Source organism: Rhizobium sp. YJ-22 (genome assembly GCF_029601685.1).
Classification (GTDB): domain Bacteria; phylum Pseudomonadota; class Alphaproteobacteria; order Rhizobiales; family Rhizobiaceae; genus Metarhizobium.
In genome coordinates this window covers 1-16,680 of the sequence record NZ_JARRIR010000035.1, presented here as the reverse complement: position 1 = coordinate 16,680, position 16,680 = coordinate 1, and the positions used below count along the sequence as shown (strand labels likewise).

Sequence of the window (16,680 nt, the reverse complement as noted above, 5' to 3'; positions counted from 1 at the left end):
AGGATGCCGCGCTCGAGATGATCTTGGGTTCGAGATAGCTTAACCCGCTCCGCTCTTCTATGTCTGCAATGGGCCGAAAGGCGACTTTGTTCAACGCACTGAGAGGGGAGAAAGGCGCTCTGCCCTCTCTCCCCCACAAGCACTAAACCGGTCTCCCCATGCTTCGGCCTGCGGCCTGCAGCACCGGCTCATTTCTATGAAATTCGTCTCGGCCCTCCGGGTGGGTGATCCCCCTCCGGTTTAGCGCTTGTCCCCCTCTCTCCAGCTGTTCCGCACGAGCTCGGGAGCAGGAGCGGGGCTCCTGCCCTCCCTTCGATTTCGGGAGGTCAAGGAGTGATCGCTTGCGCTTGTGGAGAGGGAAAGATGACAGAAAAGCTTGAGCTGCAACCCAACGAGCCATTGTCCGTGAAGGTCGAACGTCACCGAACCGTCTACCTGGCAGCCGTCAACAGCGAGGGCGGCGCTGACATGGATCAGGAAGCGAATGCACGTATGGAAATCATCAGGCACGCGCCGTCAGATCAGGATGAGAGAGATCAGAAGTTACTTTACGTAGCGGGGTACCTAATTGCCTCCAAGGGGAGCCTAAACCCTGAGGAAATGGAGCTTCTTCTTTCAGGCTCCATCTCACTATCGGGGCATTAATGATCAACAGGCATCTGGTTCTAAAATCAGTAGTTGGTGGCAACCCATTCGCCGGATGCAGACTTGGCAAATCCAATGACGCGATCGAGAGGAGCTGCGTTCGGATTCCTCTTGATGGCCGCAACGCATGATACGCCTGGACCGCTGGCGTTCTCGTCACACTCTCCCAAAGCAAGGGTTACATCGGCTTCACCGCGGCCGGTCCTCAGAGGATTGCGGGCATAAGCCTTGCGGTATGCGGCTAGAGCTTCCTCTTCTGTCGGTATTTCAAGCACAGGGGCCGGAGGTTCGGGAATTAGGGAGGGATTGGCTGCGATAAGGGCCGCGATCTCCGCATCAGTGGGGGCCCGAACAACCGGCTCTGGCTCCGGCATGATGAGATAAGTACCTCCTGCACCGGCGAGAATGCCGATACCGGCTGCTGCTACGACGAGAATATTGCTGTTCATGTCATCCACTCAGTCATTCAAGTTGAACCAAGCGCGCTGCTTGACGCCCTTATCGTTCGGAATGTCGAAATAATAAGGATCCGCGCGGCGAGGGCGGGGCTGAGTGATCTGCACCATGCAGCCATTGTCTCGGTTGAAAACATCATTGTCGTTGTTCTGGTTGATCTGCCGGATCGTGACACCCTTGCGCTCGTTTCCTTGGCTGTCACCAAATTGGGTACGGAAGGCGGCACGGTTGCTGCACTGGTTGACGGTCTTCGTGCACTGATCCTTGTCGTCTCGGCCCAAGAACGGCCGATCCCCATCGGTGCGGGAGGAAACGGCGGTCATGCCGGCAGGGCATTCCTCGTAAGGTTCATAGCCCGGTTTTCCGGCTTTTGCTTCATGGCAGATCGGCCAGGAGAAGCCGGGCTTCGCCATAGCTGATATAAGCCTTTTCATCGGGGGAACGCAGTAGGGGACGCCATGCCATGACGGGCTTTGTGAGGCTGCGCACAAGAGGATCTGGCAACCCCATGAGGCATCCTCGGCCTTGGCAGATGCTGGAGAGATGGCAAGAGCCGCGAGACCGGCTGCGGCAAAAAACACTGGTTTCATATCAGGTGTCCCTCTTGATCAATGCTGCTGAAATTGCCGGCTCGGAAAAAGGTCTTTCGAGCGGAGTCCTGTGCTGGATGCGTTCGCCTGCGGCGTAGATGACGGCCGAGATCAGCGCGAAGCACGCAAACCAGGAAATGCCGATGCGATAGAGCAGTGGCTGATTGGGAATGTCCCGAGAAACCGCGGCGAAGGCTAGGAGCCCGACCAGGTAGCTGTCGAAGGACAAGTGACGCTTGTCGTGGAAAGCCAGCGACAGGATGAGAAGGAAGGCCGCTAGTAGCGCGTGGATCCACCAGAGTCTCTGCGCCGGGATTATGAGGGCGATCGAGAGGGAGATGGCAAGCAGCAAGCCAGCCAAGGGATCTGTTGCGAGAGAGGTCGCAATATGTGCGAGGTCTGGCAACTATCGGTCTGTCCTCTTCGGCTTGTTTCGCGCATCAGCAAAAGGAGGAGAGATCTCGCTTTTCCTCTCGGCCAATAGATTGAAGTCGGCGATCGGATGCCGATCTAGCGTCTTGTCGACGGCTTTCCGGCGCCATTCGTTCATGTCCAACACGTAGGTTCCCCACATCCCATACCGGGCGGCCATCGCATTGGTCTGATAAGCGTAATATTGGGCGTTGATGTAAGGGGAATCGAGACGAGCCCAACCGACGCGCAGCATTTCGGCGGCGAGATCCACACCGTTAGTCGTGCATTGTGCGACGGGTATCCCATCGTTCGCGTAGGCCAGACCGACGCAAGTCGTGGGTCTGTTTCCGACAGTCCTTTTCAGCCAGGCTTTGGCGAAGGGACCGCATGGAACGGGGGTAGGGGCCTGTTGCTTGTCCCGGTTGGTCCACTTTGGGTTCAAAGCCCATTGAGGAAGCTCACAGGTGTCGATGCCAGCCAACCTCACTTTATAGCCATTGCCAAGCGTGCCGAACCATAGCGTGCGGCCGTCAAGAACGGTTACCGGGCCTTTGAACGTCGGCAACCGAACAGCAGCAGCAACTGGAGGCGCAGCCTGACCGCGTAGGGCGTGCCAGTTCTGATAGATCGGATCGGCGGCAAGCGCCGGCTGGGCCAAAGAGCTTGCGGCGATAAAAAGGAAAAGGCGGCTTCTCATGGCTGGGCGCTCCTCGATCGCTGGTTCGCCTCACGACTAAGCAGGATGGAAGGATGCTGAACGTCGGAGAATTGCCAAAGGCCGGCCTTCTTTTGCTGAGCAAGCTGCTCGGCTATGGCGTAGGGGGCATGATAAGGGAGACCATCGGTCTTCAAGGCAGCGAATGCATAGCCGCTTGTCACCATGATCTGCGCGAGGTCGAGCCTTTGACTGCCAACCGTGGCGTAACAAACGACATATGAGATGCCGTTAAGCTTCGCCACGGGGGCACAGATCGGTTTGGTGTCCTTGATGTAGGCAGCCAACATCGCAAGCGATGCCTCGCCGCAATCTTGTCTGCTGCCCTGACCATCCGTGTAGGCAGTGCCGCGCAAGCAGGACTGGATGCCATAGAGACGAAACCGTTCTCCGTTCGAGATCCAGGTGTCCCCCGTTTCCAAGGTGATGCCGGGAGCAAGATCGAAGTACCCTTCAGGTGCGGCATTGGCTGCAAAGGGCAGTAGAGTCGCGACGAGTGCAGCAGCAAGCTTCATTGCGCCTTCACCCGAGGATCTGCCCACATGCCGTAGGAACCCTTCTGGCCGATTTCCTGAGCCTCCGTGAGATCAGGACGTTCGAATGAACCATCGGCTTTCTTAGTCAGGCGGACCGCTCCTAACGACAGAAGCTGTTCCTCAAGATTATCAACCGTGTCCATTGCTCCAGGATAGTTATAGTAGCCGTAGCAAGTGACATCCTGAACGGGGGCAGTCTGCTCGCTGATGAAGGCCCTGCAGAACAGAACCTTGGGGCTCTGCAGCATCGTTTGCAGCTGCTGCGTACCAAACTCCTCGCAAGTCCCGGAATAGTCCTCTGCGCGATTGACCAGATCGCCGCTGCAGGGCTGAACGCCATACAGATGCAACGTTGTCGATTCATCGACGCGAAACTCAGTCGCCGAGATAGCCTTGAAGCCATTGGCAGTGGCGTAACCTTTGCGATCAGCGACTTTGCCGGTCCCGTCGTAATACTCGACGACAAGAACCGTCTTGCCCGGCGCCGCCAGTGACCTGATGTAGTCCTTGTTCACCGCAGGAGCGGCAAGCGCTTGTGTTGCCAATGCGCAACTTAGAAGCGCGGGAATGATGGCCTGTTTCATATTTTAGCCCTAACCATCCGTAGTGCGATTGTTGACCCTGCAAAATAGGGTTTAACACCGTTCAGAAAACTTGTAAGAGTGCATCAAATCGGTATCATGAGTGCATTAACTCTAGTCGGTTTTCGTGGCGATCACAACACCGTTTGACGGGCGGGTGCGATGGATAAAAACACTGTCTATGCAGGGTATCTAGGCCCGCGAACCCTGACTAGCGCAGCTTTATCCGTGCTGCTCGCGGCCAATACTGCTGCGTCACAAGACCTAGCCACAACAGGGCGTATTTCCAGCGATTACAACGGTTCTGTGACAATCAACGAGGAATCTCTTGTCACGAACTTCGAAGATCGCTGGAGCGGTGTCGAGACATCAGAGAAGGAATTTGTCCTCGGTGCAAACGGTGTTGTCACGAAGGGCGGAGCTGAAGTATTGGGCGCAACGACGTCGAAAGATGTGGGCGCCAAAGAGCATCACATTGATGCGTCTGTCAGCGCATATTTTGATGTCTCGGAGCGCGCTACCGGCCGCATTGAGCCTGTCCAAACTCCCACTCTAGATACTACATCTAGTGATACCCCCGAAAATCTAGGGGCAGGAACTCCCGTTGGAGAGTGCGGGCCGTCGCCCCTGTCACCTGACGAGATTAAAGCGCTGGTTGCATCCACTGCGCGCCGATACAGCGTCGATGAGGGCTTCGCGGTTGCGATTGCCTGGGCCGAAAGCCGCTTCGATGAGATCCGCAATTCACCGAAAGGCGCACGCGGACCTATGCAGCTTATCCCCGAAACGGCGGCTCGCTTCGGTGTTGAGGACATTTGCGATCCCGCTCAAAACATCGAGGGCGGGATGAAGTACCTCCGCTTCCTGCTCGATGAGTTTCAGAACCCGCTTCTGGTCGCGGCCGCTTACAACAGCGGGGAGGGGCGCATCTACGAATATGGCGGCGTTCCGCCATTCCAAGAAACCGTCGGCTATGTCGCAAAGGTCGTGAATTTCCAGCTTGGCCTACCGATGCCAACCGGCAAACGGAAGGCGAGCGGGATCGTCCGAGACATGGCGGCAAAGAACACCAGCGATGCCGGAGTCATCACTGTGGAGAAGACCGGCAAGTTCGTCGGCGGCGTGATGCATTTTTAAGGAGAGAACTATGAAGAACGTCGTTTCCCGGCATTCCGGGGCATTGAAGGCAGTAGCCGTCATTGGCTTGGTGGCAGCCCTGCAGGTTGCAGGCGCTGATCAAGCGCTTGCACAGGCTGGCGGTGGCGGCGGCGGTGCATTCGCACCCCTTCAGACAGCCGTACAGATGATCGTTGACTTCATCACCGGCCCCTTTGGACGTCTGATGGCAATCATCGCCGTGATTGGCCTCGGCTTCCTTGCCTTTGCCGGCAGGCTTTCGTGGTTCACGGCCGGAGCCGTCGTCATTGGCATCGGTCTCGTTTTCGGCGCCCCTGCCATCGTTGACCAGATGATTTCGTCGGTAGGCGGCGGCTGATGAGCGATTTTCAGGACGAGAAGCCAGCTTTGACGCCGTTGGTGATCGGCTTGACCCGTTCTCCGACGCTATGGGGCGTGCCCTACATGGCGGTCGTCCTGATCATCGGCGTGACAATCATTGGGTGGCTGGTGACGAACCATCTGGCGGCACTGCTGATCGCGCCAGCCGCCTACCTTGTCCTTTTCTCGCTTTGTGCCTGGGACAGCAAGATTCTCGACGTCCTGCAGGTCACGTCCCGCAAGACGCCAAGGACTCCCAACAAGCGCTTTTGGGGCACCAACTCATACGGACCATAGTAGATGCTGAAAGTCGTCAAGGAAGAGCTTGGGTTTGGGAAGGTCGCCGGCAACGAGCGGCCTATGTCCGTTCACATCCCCTATATGCGGCATGTGTCTGACACGGTCATCGGGCTCGAGAATGGAACCCTGATCAGCGTCATCAAGCTTGATGGACTGTTCTTCCAGACGGAGGACCAGGCCGAATTGAACATGCGTTCTGTTGTGCAGAACACCATGATCCGAGCACTAGGTTCGAGCCGCTATTCTCTTTGGTCGACCGTAATCCGTCGTGAGGTCGAGACCGAAATCGGCGGTTCGTTCGATTCCTCCTTCTGCGAGATCCTGAACGATCGCTATATGGACCAACTTCGCAAGAAGCGGTTGTTCACGAACGAAATCTACCTGACGATCGTGCGTTCGGGCATGAAAGGGGCGCTTGGCCTCGGCGACTCGCTGAAGCGGATCTTTGAACGCTCGAACAAGGAGGCCAGGGCCCAAGCGACCCGTGAAGACGTGACCGACCTCGAAGAGCTGGTTGGGAATATCGTGAAAGAGTTGCACAAGTACGGCGCAAAGCCGCTTGGCATCACGTATCGCAAGAAATCAGACGATACAGCGAAAAAGGACATCGATGGAGAAGACGCTAAGGGCGATCCGTATTCGGAGCCCTGCGAGTTCTTCAACACGATCCTGACCTGCGGTGTGCCGCGAAAGATGCGGCTTCCGCGCATGGGAATTCGCAACTACGTCGGCACCTCACGGCTTCACTTTTCAAAGCGGACGATGCAGGCACAAGCGGCGGTGGAAGAAGATAGCCGCTATGCCGCTCTACTCTCGATCAAAGAATATCCCCCATTCACTGGTCCCGGCATGTTGGATGGGTTGCTGCAGGTGAACCACGAGTTCATCCTGACGCAGTCTTTTACCCTTGCAGACAAGCCGATTGCACAAGAGCGGATCAGTCGCCTTCAACGCCAAATCAAGGCCTCCGACGAAGCAGGTAGCTCGGTCGAATCCGACATCGACTATGCTTTGAACAGCCTCCTCAATCAGGAGGCTGTATTCGGCTTCCATCATTTTTCGCTTCTGTGCATTTCGCGGGACCTCGAGGGATTAAGCCGTTGCGTGTCGGAACTTGGCGCTTGCCTCACCGACATGAACATCAACTGGCTCCGGGAGGATCTCAATCTTGAAGCGGCGTTTTGGGCGCAGCTGCCGGGAAACCGCTCCCACATCTCCCGCATCGCTATGCTGTCGAGCGCCAACTTCTCCGGCCTTTCCTCGATGCATAATTTCGCGACTGGACAAGCGGATCGCACCCATTGGGGCCTGCCGATCACCATTCTGGAAACGACCTCACAAACCCCCTACTGGTTCAACTTCCACCGTCGCGATATCGGGCACTTCACGGTGACTGGTCCGACAGGATCCGGCAAGACCGTAGGTTTGACCTTCCTGCTGGCTCAGGCGATGCGGGTTTCACCCACGCCTCGCGCCGTGTTCTTCGACAAGGACCGGGGGGCTGAGATCTTCGTCAGGGCGATCGGCGGAGCCTACGAGGTTCTGTCTCCGGGAACACCCACGGGCTTTAACCCGCTGCAACTGGAAAACACCGGCGAGAACCGGGAATTTCTGGTCCGTCTGCTCAAGGCCATGCTGCGCGGCGATCGTCGCACCGACTTCACGCAAGAGGACGAGGACACGCTGGAAAAAGCAATCGTCCGGATCATGCAGGAGCCGGCAGCTCAGCGGAACCTCCCCAATCTTGCCGGCCTCTTGATGGGGCGGTCCAAGGCCGATGCCAACGATCTATACTCGCGGCTTCGCCCTTGGATCGAAGGCGAAAAAGCCTGGCTGTTCAACGCGCCCCATGACGTCCTGTCCTTCTCGGGTCACAGCGTCTTTGGCTTTGATATGACCAACATCCTCGGAAACGAGGAGCTAAGAACCCCTGCGCTGATGTATCTTTACCATCGGCTGGACGAGCTGCTGGACGGTAACCCCGTCATGTTCTTCATGGATGAAGGCTGGCAGCTGCTGATGGATGACACTTTCAGCGCCTTCATCGTCGACAAGATGAAGACGATCCGAAAGCTCAACGGCATCGTGGGCTTTGGTACGCAGTCGGCTGCTGACATTACCAAATCCAAAGCGTCGCACACGCTCATTGAGCAATCGGCGACCAACATCCACTTCCCGAACCCACGGGCTGACGAAGAGAGTTACATCAAGCGCTTCGGCCTGACGGTGAAGGAGTTCAAGTTCATCAAGAACACGCCTCCTGAAAAGAGAACCTTCCTGATTAAGCATGGCAACGACTCTGTCATTGCGCGTCTCGATCTGTCGACAATGCCAGATCTCGTGAAGGTGCTTTCAGGACGCAAGGAGACGATCGAGGAGTGCGCGGCACTTCGCGAGCAGTACGGAGACGAACCCGAAAACTGGTTGGCGAAATTCTGCGGATGGGAGAAGGCCGAATGAGGAACAGTCGGACTCTAACGCTGCTGGTTGCAGCCTTGGCTTGGGGAACAGCGCCCCCCGCCTCCTCGCAGGTTCCTGTTACGGATGGCGCCCTCACTTCAACAGATGCGGTGCGCAATGAAACGACGAAGCAGATCGAAGAAACAGACAGTCGCCGGCACTCCGTGAGCAAGAGCGTCACCTGCTCGATGTACCGGCCGGGGCGCGGAGGTGACGCCCCCTCGGCAGCACAAGCCAATCCGGAGATTGTCGGGCTCGTGAAGCGAGTGGCGCGTGAGGAAGGGGTAGACGAAACCCTCTTCATGTCTCTCGTCTACCAGGAGAGCCGGTTCAATCCCTGCGCAAAGTCGCCTGTCGGCGCCATGGGCTTGTCGCAGCTGATGCCGGGCACAGCCAAGGATCTTGGCGTGAACCCTCACGACATCGAGGATAACCTCCGCGGCGGCGCACGCTACCTGAAGCAGCAGCTCCGTACCTTCAACGGCAATACCAACCTCGCCCTTGCCGCATACAACGCGGGGCCAGGCAACGTTCGAAAGTATGGCGGCATCCCTCCGTTCAAGGAAACGCAGGGGTATGTAGCCGCGATCAAAGGCAAGTGGATGCCCCAGTTCGGAGGGTCCGATGTGTCGAACATCCCCGAAAACTTCGGCGGAGGCACGTCGGGCTTTTCAGGTGCGAGAGACGCAACGATCAACTCAATGGCAACCAGCCAGTCGATTTCCGAAAACAGCGGGAACGTCGCGTCATGGCTTCAGCAACTCGGCCAGATGGAAAGCGGCACGATCCAAGACAGCTGGGACCACAATTCTGGCGCACGCAATGCGAACCTCGAGATGATGAACCAGGTCATCCGCCTCGGAACAACGATGGCGGAGCTTATGAATTCTCAAAATGCACTCGATCTGGGCGGGCTCTCGGGGTCTTCGCGGTCCAGCGACTACAAGCGAGACGAGAAGGAAGACGATCGCGAGGTAGCTGACCTCTGCGACAAGGAACTGCAGCTTGAGTGGAATCCGGAGGAACAGGCCTGCGTTCGAAAACTCGAACCAGAGGCTGACATGAAGCTGATGTTGAGCGCCGAATGACAAGGAGAACGGCCATGAAAAGAGCATTTCTGACTGCGTTTTCGCTAGCGATGGCGTCTACCGCACTTGCACAGGTTCCCGTGATCGACAGCGCCAACCTGAAGATTGCAACGGAAACCTCTCAGACGACCGATCAGATCCTGGATACGAACAAGGAGGTTCTGAAGACGGTAGAAGAGACGCTTAAAGCCGTCACGGGGGATCGCGGGAGCGTTTCAAATCCCATGCAGAACCTCGCCGTTGGTCAAGGGTTCAGCGTTTCTCAGATGCCGTCACTCGACAGCCTCATGCAGGGCGGAGTCCCGAACTTCGGCAGCATGGGCGGTGACATCGGCCAGATTGCCACCACCTTCATCAACGGCCTTCAGCTAGTAAAGAACTTGTCTGGCAAGGCGGACAGCACGTTCTCCGGCGACAAGTCCTACGAAGAGATGATGAAGACCGTCCTTGGAGTCGCTGCCCTAGTCACCGGCTCGCAACAGGCCGTTCAGTCGCGAACACAGGCATTCCAGCAGGCAGGTCAGCAGATCGGCCAGGCCGAAGACATCAAAGGGTCCATCGATCAGAACACGCAGCTGCAGGTTCAAACCGGCCTGACGATCAACGAAATGATTGGCGTGATGAATGGGGCGGTCGGCTCCCTGCAGGCTCAAAACCAGCGCCGCCTTGTCGACATCTCCAATACCAAGAAGGCGCTGACCTACGGTGACTAAGACATTTCGAGTGAAAGGCTTTGTGCTCCTCTCCGTTCTGGTTGCCGCCGGCGTAACTGGCTGCGCCGGTGCTCCGAAAGAGAAGACTGCACCATGCAAGAGGCCGGCAAACCTCACATCCTACGCCGAGGATCCGCGACAGGAATGTGGCCCAATGACCAGCGTGAATGGCAACCCATGGGAAGCGCTGGCGGCGATCGACGCTTTCGCTGCAAGCGGAGAGCAGTGACCCCATGAACTTTCTAGGCGGCCTGCTTGAGGCTCTTGAAGATGCAGGGCGGAATTTCTCCCAACGGGCTTATGAGGTCGTTGGCGACGAAATCATGCCTTTGCTGACGATCATGCTTATTGCCTACGTCGCCTATTACGGACTTCAACTCGTCATGGGGACCGCGCGAGTGAGCGTCGGTGAGATCGTCGGCCGGGTCGTGCGGATGATGCTTATCGTCGCCTTCATTGATCAGTGGGGCAACTTCCAACTCTTCTTTTACGACTGGCTGAACAACACGCCGGAAGACGTGGGGCGGGCGCTCCTGACGGCTAGCAGTACCGGGATAACTGAGCCGACAGACGGCCTCTCCATGATTTGGGAGACGGCGAATGAGGCAGCAGCAGCATTCGCGGAGCAGTCAGGCTACTTCGCCATTCTACCGGGCCTCGTAGGGTTCCTGATCATGCTGGCGGTTGGGCTGTTCATTGCCGTTGCGCTTGCCATCCTCGTGCTTGCAAAAGTGATGATGTGGGTGCTGCTTGGCACTGCACCGATCTTTATCGCCTGCCTATTGTTTGATTCCACACGCCAGTACGGAATGGCTTGGTTCCAGCAGGTTTTGACGTACGCGATCATTCCGCTCTTCGTTTACGTGGTCGCCGCCTTTCTCATCACGACCATGGACGCTGAATTGCAGAAGGTCGCAGCGGCAGCATCCGCGAACGAGATCCAGCTAGACGATATCTCGGCTTTCGTCCTGATCTGTGCGGCTGGCGCTTTTGTCCTCTTCAACATTCAAACTCTCGCCCAGGGAATTACCGGGGGCGTGGCAACGGGCGTTGGGCAGATCGCTCGATCGGTTGGCTACGCTACCGGTGTTGCGCTGCCGGCACGAGCTTTGACCGCGACACGTTCTGTAGCCGGGAGGGCTGGAGAATTAGGAATGGTCGCGCGCGCCAGAACCCATGCCGGCATGAGGGAAAACATCCAAAACGCCGGTGCAGCAGAAGCGATGCAAAACAGAATTACCAACAACAGTCTGCCCAACTAGGCAACTGGTGGCGGGAATTAAGGGCTAGGATACATGGCAGAGAATAACGATGCTCTCCGGAGCTATTTTCAGGATGGGGACCGTTGGGAACAAGAGATCGTCAAAAAGGCCAAACGGTCCAAGGCGTTCGCTTGGCTGATTACGCTGATCTTCGGCGGCATCACGATCCTGTCGCTCTCCGCATTGGTGATGCTCGTGCCCCTCAAGAGCTTCGAGCCGTACATTGTCGAGGTCGACAAGAACACTGGCTACATTGAGGTCAAGACAGGGCTGACTCGAACATCGAACATCACCGATCAGCAAGCGGTCACTCAGGCGAATGTCGTCCGTTACATTCGATCCCGCGAGGGCTATGATCCTTTTGCCATCGAGCAGAACTTTGGAATTGCAGCTTTGCTCTCCACCGGCGACGCAGCGCGCGACCTCCAGGCCCAATGGAGTGCCGCGAACCCTGACAATCCAGCTCGCCGGCTCGGCAAAAACAAGTCGATCACCGTCGACATAAAGTCTGTCACCTTCCCCAACACGACAACGGCGCTCGTCCGGTTCTCGACGCATGAGCGCTCTGATTCAGACGTCATCACGCGCCATTTCATCTCTATCGTTCGTTATCGCTACACGGATACGCCTGAGCGCAACGAATGGCGCTTCGAAAACCCGTTGGGCTTCCAGGTTTATGACTACCGCCGTGATCAGGAAACGGTGACCTCGGGAGGCCAGCAGTGAAATATGGCTTCCTACTGGCGGCGTCGATCGCCGCTCTCACGATGACTCACGCCTATGCGGCGCAACAGCCCCGCCCTGGCAGTCTGGATGCGCGTGTGACCAGTGTTGTCTATCAGCCGAACAACGTCGTGAAGGTGTCTGCGACCTACGGCATCTCGACGATGATCATCTTCGACGAAGATGAGAAGTTTGAGACGATCTCGCTTGGCGACACCGACAGTTGGCAGGTTGCCCCGTCCGAAAAGGGCAACATCCTTTTCGTCAAGCCGATAGCCAAGGACGTTTCCACAAACATGAACGTGGTGACCTCAAAGAGGATCTACTTCCTTGAGCTCAATGACTATGCACCGGAAGCAGGGAAAAAGGTCTTCGGCATTCGCTTCGTTTATCCGGAGAAGAACCTGAACGAGTCTCTGCGGAAGGAGGCTGAGTTTCGGGCAGCTAACCCGAACATTTCGAGCATCGACAAAGCGAACGTCAATATTGACTACTCTTTCTCGGGCGACGCGGCGCTGAAGCCGACAATGGTCTTCGATGACGGAAAGAAGACCTTTTTCAAGTTCGGCCGAGGGACCGTGCCTGCCATTTTTGCCGTTCAATCCGACTTCTCCGAGACCCTGCGAAACTTCCGCAAGGAAGGCGAATACATCGTCGTTGACGGCGTAGCCACGCAATACACGCTCCGGGACGGAAACCAGTGGACGTGCATTTTCAACCTCCGCAAGCCGGACTTTGCAGCACCTGATCCTGACATCATGGCTCCGAAACCGGATCCTGATGCCAGCAAACGCAGGAGGAGCGGCAACTAATGAAGCGCAGCCCTGAACTCGACGCAATGGCGGCGGCCGACGAGGCCGAAATCAGCAATCGAAACGTGAAGCGCAATCAAACGGTCGGCATGGCCGCCCTTTTGCTGGCTGGCGTCTTCGCCGCGTACCTGGTGCTCGCGACATCCGGAGAAAGCCCGCCTGAAAGCCCGCAAAGTGAGGAGGAGTTCCGTACCACGACCTTCCGGCCGCCCGGTTTCGTGCGCGATGGAGAACCCACACCCCCACCACCCGAACAGCCTGTCTTGGAACTTCCACCTCCGCCTCCTCCGCCGCCAGCTCCGCCGGTGGACGTCACTGAATTCAACGTGCCTCCCCCGCCCGAAGTCGCTCAACCGGCGAGCGCCCCCCCGCCCGCCGAAGAGGTGTTTCCGGAGCGATTTCGGTCAAAGCTAATTACGCTTGACCAGAACCTGGGAGGATCCGCGAATGGTTCGCTCGATGGCTCGAACAGCGGCACGCCTTTGACCGTCGCTGGCGAGGATCGCAACAGCCAGTACCTGTCCTCAGCGAGTGCGATCGGTGACCGTTCCGCCAAGGCCCGGCAGATTGAGCGCATCGACGCCATGATCCCAGAGGGCACGCTGATCCCCGGCATCCTGGAAACGGCGATCGTCAGCGACCTTCCGGGCCAGGTGCGGGCCATCACATCCAAGGATGTCTACTCCTTCGATGGGCGGCGTGTCCTGATCCCAACAGGAACACGCCTGATCGGGGAATATCAGTCCGAAGTTACGCGGGGGCAGAAGCGGGTCTTTGTCGTGTGGACGAGGCTGATCCGGGATGACGGCGTGTCGGTGCGTTTGAACTCCATCGGCACGGACAGCCTCGGGCGATCGGGCCTGACGGGTCATGTCGACAACAAGTTCCGTGAGCGCTTTGGCGCATCAATCTTGCTGTCGATCGTCGGAGGCGGTGCAAGCTATCTAACCGGATACGGTAGCGACTCCAGCTCCGGAAACGACGATGCCGAAAGAGGTGCTGAATTGGCGCGAGAAACGATCGCCCAGACCTTCAGCGACATGGCGAACACGGTCCTTGCCGAAAACCTGAGGATCCCGCCAACGATCAGCGTACCGCAAGGCGAGCGGATCTTTGTCTATGTTCGCCAGGACCTCGATTTCAGCGCCATGTACGACGATCCTGTCACGGAAGCGATGAAGGAGATCAAACGTGAACGTTATGGTAGGTAACACGACCGCTCATGATCCTCATTATTTCCTGAACCGGTCTCTGGAGCCCATCAGGCAATTTCTCGATGACCCGAAGGTGGTTGAGATTGCGGTGAACCGGCCAGGCCAAGTCTATGTTGAGCGCTTCGGTGCTGATCACATGGAGCATCATGAAATCGATGCTCTGACGGCACGCGAGATCGAGAACATTGGCGAGCGGGTTGCCGCAGCGACAAAGCAGTTCCTCAACGCCGCTAATCCGATCCTTAGCGCAGCATTGCCGACCGGCGAACGTATCCAGGTCGTCTTGCCGCCCGCGGCACCTGATGGTGGGTCGATCACGATCCGTAAGCAGGTTGTGCAGAATTTCTCTCTGCAGGACTACCGTGACAACGGCTCTCTCGACAAAGTCTCGGTTGCTGTCGGAGGCCTAAGCGACGTGGATCGGGAGCTGATCGCCTATCTACGCGCGGAGAAGATCTACGACTTCATCCATACGGCCATCACGAAGCGGGTTTCGATCCTGATCAGTGGCGGCACGTCGTCGGGCAAAACCACCTTTCTGAACGCGTGCCTGAACTCTGTAGACCTGAATGAGCGGATACTGACGCTTGAAGACACTCGTGAGCTATTCCCACCACAGAAGAACGCGGTCCACCTGATCGCCTCCAAGGGTGGGCAAGGCACTGCAAACGTGACGATTCAAAACCTTCTTGAATCGGCGCTTCGAATGCGGCCGGATCGCCTCTTTGTTGGCGAGATTCGTGGAGCTGAGGCCTTTTCATTCCTTCGCGCCATCAACACAGGCCACCCGGGCAGCATGTCGACAGTACACGCCGATACGCCGCTCGGCGCTTATGAACAGCTTGCCATGATGATGCAGCAGTCCGGCATGTCCGCCGGCTACTCCAAGCAGGACCTGATGTCCTACATCCAAATGGTCATTCCGATCGTGATCCAGCTCAGGCGGGAAGGCGGCAAGCGCGGGGTTTCCGAAATCTACTTCGCACGGGATGCATCATGAGTAAGGGGCTACAGGCCTTCTATCTGTTCTTCTGCCTGTTGATCGCCTTTGCAGTCTGGATGCTGGCATACGGGGCGGGGCTTCAGCTCTTCTACGGTGACGGTAGGATCCTCGAGGCGACAATCACCTCAAACCCATTCGCGCCGATTCAGCAGTTCTGGGCCTATAGCTCCTCCCCTTCCCTTCAAAAAGTCGCGCTCGGCTCCGTGGTGCCCGCGCTGCTCGTATCAGGCCTCATTGCATACCTTGGGCTCAAACCTACCAGCAATCCATTGGGGGATGCGGCCTTTCAGGATCTTGCAACACTTCGGCGCGGGAAGTGGTTTGGCAAGAAAGGTCACATATTCGGCCGCATCGGGAGCAACGTCCTCCGCGCGTATGACGATCGCCACCACCTCATCATTGGCCCGACGCGATCCGGTAAGGGCGCGGGCTACGTCATCCCCAACGCTCTCATGCACGAAGGCTCTATGATCGTCACGGATCTGAAGGGCGAGGTGTACAAGGCAACCGCCGGCTATCGGAAGCGCAACGGGAGCCAGGTCTTCTTGTTCGCGCCGGGTTCCGAGACGACCAACAGCTATAATCCCTTGGATTTCGTTCGTCCTGAGCGAGGCAATCGCACGACTGACATTCAAAATATCGCCAGCATTCTTGTACCGGAAAACACCGAATCCGAGAATTCAGTTTGGCAGGCCACAGCTCAACAGGTTCTCGCCGGCGCCATCAGCTATGTTCTCGAAAGCCCCTTCTACAAAGGGCGCAGGAACCTCGGCGAGATCAACTCCTTCTTCAACAGCGGGATCGATCTGCAGGCCTTGATGAAGTACATCAAGGAGAAGGAGCCATACCTGTCGAAGTTCACGATGGAGAGCTTCAATTCCTACCTGTCTCTCTCGGATCGGGCCGCGGCCTCGGCACTGCTTGATATCCAGAAGGCGATGAGGCCGTTCAAGAACGAACGCGTTGTGGCCGCAACGAACATGACCGACATGGACCTTCGATCCATGAAGCGTCGCCCCATCACAATCTACCTTGCCCCGAACATCACCGACATCACGCTTCTTAGGCCGCTGCTGACGCTGTTCGTTCAACAGGTGATGGACATACTTACCCTTGAGCATGATCCAAACTCGGTGCCGGTCTATTTCCTGCTGGACGAGTTTCGCCAGCTGAAGCGCATGGACGAGATCATGACGAAGCTGCCCTATGTGGCCGGCTATAAGATCAAGCTCGCCTTCATCATCCAGGACCTGAAGAACCTGGATGAGATCTATGGTGAGACGTCCCGACATTCGCTCCTTGGCAATTGCGGCTATCAGCTCATACTTGGCGCCAATGACCAGGCCACGGCAGAGTATGCTTCCCGCGCGCTTGGCAAGAGAACTATACGATATCAGTCTGAATCCCGCACTATCGAGCTTATGGGGCTCCCGCGCCGAACAAAGGTCGAGCAAATTCGCGATCGGGACCTGATGATGCCGCAGGAAGTGCGCCAGATGCCCGAGAACAAGATGATCTTGCTGGTGGAGGGTCAGCGGCCAATCTTTGGAGACAAGCTGCGCTTCTTTAAGACGCAGCCCTTCAAGGAGGCGGAGTATCCCTCCGCCGAAGGCCGTCTGCCCTGATTTGCTGATTGGCTTTAAGTCCATGCCTTATGTCATGCGCTACAAT

General features: G+C 57.2%; 19 protein-coding genes and 1 pseudogene. 14 read left to right on the top strand and 6 right to left on the bottom strand.

Annotated features, from left to right (window positions below):
- Positions 1–363 precede the first annotated feature (363 nt).
- The gene (locus tag P7F60_RS30220) at positions 364–645 is read left to right on the top strand and encodes a hypothetical protein (RefSeq protein ID WP_065653669.1); all 282 of its coding nucleotides are present in this window, start codon (positions 364–366) and stop codon (positions 643–645) included.
- Between the two features lie 26 nt (positions 646–671).
- Here the strand turns inward: P7F60_RS30220 and P7F60_RS30215 are convergent, their stop codons facing one another.
- Genes P7F60_RS30215 through P7F60_RS30190 form a run of 6 tightly spaced genes read right to left on the bottom strand, consistent with a single transcriptional unit; the run spans position 672 to position 3,940 of the window.
- Entirely contained in the window at positions 672–1,094 is a 423-nt protein-coding gene (locus P7F60_RS30215; RefSeq protein ID WP_037093783.1) for a hypothetical protein, read from the bottom strand.
- Between the two features lie 9 nt (positions 1,095–1,103).
- Positions 1,104–1,691, bottom strand: a complete 588-nt coding sequence (locus P7F60_RS30210) for a hypothetical protein (protein ID WP_037093737.1) — start codon at positions 1,689–1,691, stop codon at positions 1,104–1,106.
- A gap of 1 nt (position 1,692) precedes the next feature.
- Entirely contained in the window at positions 1,693–2,097 is a 405-nt protein-coding gene (locus P7F60_RS30205; protein ID WP_037093738.1) for a hypothetical protein, read from the bottom strand.
- On the bottom strand, positions 2,098–2,802 hold the full coding sequence (locus P7F60_RS30200; RefSeq protein WP_037093740.1) for a thermonuclease family protein: 705 nt from the start codon (positions 2,800–2,802) through the stop codon (positions 2,098–2,100).
- The gene (locus tag P7F60_RS30195) at positions 2,799–3,335 is read right to left on the bottom strand and encodes a thermonuclease family protein (protein WP_037093741.1); all 537 of its coding nucleotides are present in this window, start codon (positions 3,333–3,335) and stop codon (positions 2,799–2,801) included. The genes P7F60_RS30200 and P7F60_RS30195 overlap by 4 nt, the downstream gene beginning before the upstream one ends.
- A complete protein-coding gene (locus P7F60_RS30190; protein WP_247261089.1) occupies positions 3,332–3,940 on the bottom strand; it encodes a hypothetical protein in 609 nt (202 codons plus the stop codon). Before P7F60_RS30190 ends, P7F60_RS30195 begins: the two co-directional genes overlap by 4 nt.
- A 159-nt stretch (positions 3,941–4,099) precedes the next feature.
- Between P7F60_RS30190 and P7F60_RS30185 the strand changes: the two genes are divergently transcribed.
- The 13 genes and pseudogenes from P7F60_RS30185 to P7F60_RS30125 all read left to right on the top strand — a co-directional run.
- Positions 4,100–5,074, top strand: coding sequence for a lytic transglycosylase domain-containing protein (locus tag P7F60_RS30185; protein WP_277921170.1), 975 nt, complete (start codon positions 4,100–4,102; stop codon positions 5,072–5,074).
- A gap of 10 nt (positions 5,075–5,084) precedes the next feature.
- On the top strand, positions 5,085–5,432 hold the full coding sequence (locus P7F60_RS30180) for a TrbC/VirB2 family protein (protein WP_037093745.1): 348 nt from the start codon (positions 5,085–5,087) through the stop codon (positions 5,430–5,432).
- Positions 5,432–5,731: a VirB3 family type IV secretion system protein gene (locus P7F60_RS30175; protein ID WP_081950740.1), complete on the top strand. Its 300-nt coding sequence runs from the start codon at positions 5,432–5,434 to the stop codon at positions 5,729–5,731. Before P7F60_RS30180 ends, P7F60_RS30175 begins: the two co-directional genes overlap by 1 nt.
- Positions 5,732–5,734: 3 nt before the next feature.
- Complete coding sequence (locus P7F60_RS30170; protein WP_277921169.1) at positions 5,735–8,194, top strand: VirB4 family type IV secretion/conjugal transfer ATPase; 2,460 nt, start codon at positions 5,735–5,737, stop codon at positions 8,192–8,194.
- Positions 8,191–9,282: a lytic transglycosylase domain-containing protein gene (locus P7F60_RS30165; RefSeq protein ID WP_037093748.1), complete on the top strand. Its 1,092-nt coding sequence runs from the start codon at positions 8,191–8,193 to the stop codon at positions 9,280–9,282. The genes P7F60_RS30170 and P7F60_RS30165 overlap by 4 nt, the downstream gene beginning before the upstream one ends.
- A gap of 14 nt (positions 9,283–9,296) precedes the next feature.
- The gene (locus P7F60_RS30160) at positions 9,297–9,995 is read left to right on the top strand and encodes a type IV secretion system protein (protein WP_037093749.1); all 699 of its coding nucleotides are present in this window, start codon (positions 9,297–9,299) and stop codon (positions 9,993–9,995) included.
- Positions 9,988–10,224 carry a hypothetical protein gene (locus tag P7F60_RS30155; RefSeq protein WP_277921168.1) on the top strand — a complete coding sequence of 79 codons (237 nt, stop codon included), beginning with the start codon at positions 9,988–9,990 and terminating at the stop codon, positions 10,222–10,224. Before P7F60_RS30160 ends, P7F60_RS30155 begins: the two co-directional genes overlap by 8 nt.
- Before the next feature lie 4 nt (positions 10,225–10,228).
- Positions 10,229–11,257: a type IV secretion system protein gene (locus tag P7F60_RS30150; RefSeq protein WP_277921167.1), complete on the top strand. Its 1,029-nt coding sequence runs from the start codon at positions 10,229–10,231 to the stop codon at positions 11,255–11,257.
- 33 nt (positions 11,258–11,290) lie between these two features.
- Complete coding sequence (locus tag P7F60_RS30145) at positions 11,291–11,983, top strand: type IV secretion system protein (protein ID WP_037093755.1); 693 nt, start codon at positions 11,291–11,293, stop codon at positions 11,981–11,983.
- Positions 11,980–12,792 carry a P-type conjugative transfer protein VirB9 gene (gene virB9 / locus P7F60_RS30140; protein ID WP_037093757.1) on the top strand — a complete coding sequence of 271 codons (813 nt, stop codon included), beginning with the start codon at positions 11,980–11,982 and terminating at the stop codon, positions 12,790–12,792. The genes P7F60_RS30145 and virB9 overlap by 4 nt, the downstream gene beginning before the upstream one ends.
- Positions 12,792–14,003: a type IV secretion system protein VirB10 gene (virB10, locus tag P7F60_RS30135; protein ID WP_037093760.1), complete on the top strand. Its 1,212-nt coding sequence runs from the start codon at positions 12,792–12,794 to the stop codon at positions 14,001–14,003. The genes virB9 and virB10 overlap by 1 nt, the downstream gene beginning before the upstream one ends.
- On the top strand, positions 13,984–15,006 hold the full coding sequence (gene virB11 / locus P7F60_RS30130) for a P-type DNA transfer ATPase VirB11 (protein WP_037093762.1): 1,023 nt from the start codon (positions 13,984–13,986) through the stop codon (positions 15,004–15,006). The genes virB10 and virB11 overlap by 20 nt, the downstream gene beginning before the upstream one ends.
- Positions 15,003–16,604, top strand: a pseudogene (locus P7F60_RS30125) (type IV secretory system conjugative DNA transfer family protein); the annotation flags it as partial. The gene virB11 and the pseudogene P7F60_RS30125, both read left to right, overlap by 4 nt.
- Positions 16,605–16,680: the final 76 nt, after the last annotated feature.